This window comes from Vibrio sp. 10N.222.48.A3 (assembly GCF_041475345.1).
GTDB lineage: Bacteria > Pseudomonadota > Gammaproteobacteria > Enterobacterales > Vibrionaceae > Vibrio > Vibrio tasmaniensis_A.
In genome coordinates this window covers 1-2149 of the sequence record NZ_JBFRVX010000119.1, presented here as the reverse complement: position 1 = coordinate 2149, position 2149 = coordinate 1, and the positions used below count along the sequence as shown (strand labels likewise).

The following is a 2149-nucleotide window of genomic DNA, read 5'->3' as shown; positions in this document are numbered from 1 at the left end:
ATACCAATCACAGTAAGTAAGTTTTCAGAAATAGCGCAGGGAAAAAACTTGAGAACAAGGCAGATTTTTTTGGTAAGTAGTTATTCTACAATCAAAAATTCTAACAAAGTTATCGAGTTTTTTAACAAGCTAGGATGACCAGTTATTTACTACGATTGGTACTAAAAGGACTCTTATGAAACAAAGCCATTTCTTTGCCCATCTTGCCCGTATGAAGCTGATTCAACGCTGGCCCCTGATGCGCTCAGTCTCAAGCGAGAACATTTCAGAGCATAGCCTACAGGTCGCTTTCGTCGCCCACGCCTTGGCGCTTATCAAAAACAAGAAGTTTGATGGCAAACTCAACCCAGAACACATTGCTCTGCTTGGCATGTACCACGATACCAGTGAAGTGCTAACAGGTGATTTGCCGACGCCAGTTAAATACTACAATCCAGACATCGCACAAGAGTATAAGAAGATAGAAGCGGCAGCAGAGCAAAGACTGCTTTCAATGCTGCCAGAAGAGTTCCGAGACGACTTCTCCCCGTTTTTGATATCTGGAACAGCAAACAAAGAAGAGCAAAGCATCGTTAAGCAAGCCGACACTATCTGCGCTTACCTCAAGTGTTTGGAGGAACTCAGTGCGGGCAACCATGAGTACGAACAAGCGAAACGCCGACTAGAAGAGACTCTCGAACAGCGTAAAAGCCCGGAAATGGACTACTTTCTCACCACATTTGCGCCGAGCTTTGAATTATCACTAGACGAGATAAGCTAGCTGGGTATAAGTTGAATGTAATTAGCTAAATAAATCAATTTGATAGGTGCTATTTTGAATTCTCCACTCGAACCACCCTTTGAACTCGAACAAGAATGGCAACATCGAAATGACGATGAACATAAAATAAGGCGTGATGACCACCGTAGCCCGTATCAACGCGATCGTGCGCGGGTGCTTCACTCTGCCGCTTTTCGCCGCCTCCAAGCAAAAACCCAAGTTCATGGCACCACGGTAAACGATTTCCACCGAACTCGCCTTACTCATTCGCTAGAAGCCGCTCAGCTAGGTACCGGTATCGTTGCCCAGCTGAAAAAAAAGCAGCCCGAGTTTCGAGATTTGTTGCCTTCAGACAGTTTGATTGATTCATTGTGTCTTGCTCACGACATTGGCCACCCACCTTATGGGCACGGTGGCGAAGTCGCGTTGAACTATATGATGCGCGATCATGGTGGCTTTGAGGGCAATGCTCAAACATTTCGCATTGTCACGCAGCTAGAACCTTACACTGAACATCACGGGATGAACCTGTCTCGACGAACTCTGTTAGGTCTGATTAAGTACCCTTCTCTGCTTAGTGAGGTTCAAGCTAAATTACAGTCTGAGCCTGTTAAGCATCAACGACAGCTCCGAGCCAAAGATTGGATGCCAGCAAAAGGCATCTACGATCATGATGAAGAGCTTTTTAACTGGGTAATGGAGCCGCTTTCAAGCAGCGACCAACAGCTTCTAAAACAGAAAAGAAAAACGCATACAGAGCCACTTGAGCACAATAAGACCAAATATAAGTCACTTGATTGTTCAATCATGGAGCTGGCTGATGACATCGCGTATGGCGTGCACGATTTAGAAGATGCGATTGTGCTTGGCTCTGTCACCAAATCTCAATGGGTCGAGTCGGCTTACCCTCAACTTAAAGAGATGGCCGACCCTTGGGTTTGTGAACACCTAGATTCAATCACAGAGATGCTTTTCTCTGGTGAGCAGTATCGTCGAAAGGATGCGATTGGTGGGATAGTCAACGCTCTGTTGACCAGTATTTCGATTGAACGAGTAGATGCTAGATTTGAGAATGTACTGCTTGCTTACAATGCGGTGCTTGAACCGAGCATGGACGCCACACTCGACAAACTGAAACATTTTGTCAGCGAGTTCGTGATTCAAGTGCCACAGGTTCAAGTGATAGAATATAAAGGTCAGCAGATTATCATGGATATGTTTGAAGCATTCAGCGCAGATCCTGAACGCTTGCTGCCACTACCTATCAAGAAGCAATGGCTACAACATCAAGATGAGTCTCGAAAAATGCGCGTGATTGCGGATTACATTTCATCAATGACCGATGATCTTGCGCAGAAAATGCATCAGCAACTGTTCTCAGCTCATACC

General features: G+C 45.4%; 2 protein-coding genes. Both read left to right on the top strand.

Annotation, left to right across the window (positions count from 1 at the left end; translation table 11 throughout):
• Positions 1-175 precede the first annotated feature (175 nt).
• A complete protein-coding gene (gene yfbR, locus AB4653_RS04485) occupies positions 176-760 on the top strand; it encodes a 5'-deoxynucleotidase (RefSeq protein ID WP_009847276.1) in 585 nt (194 codons plus the stop codon).
• A 54-nt stretch (positions 761-814) separates the two neighbouring features.
• The coding region (locus AB4653_RS04480) for an anti-phage deoxyguanosine triphosphatase (protein WP_372103429.1) at positions 815-2149 on the top strand (1335 nt) is incomplete at its 3' end.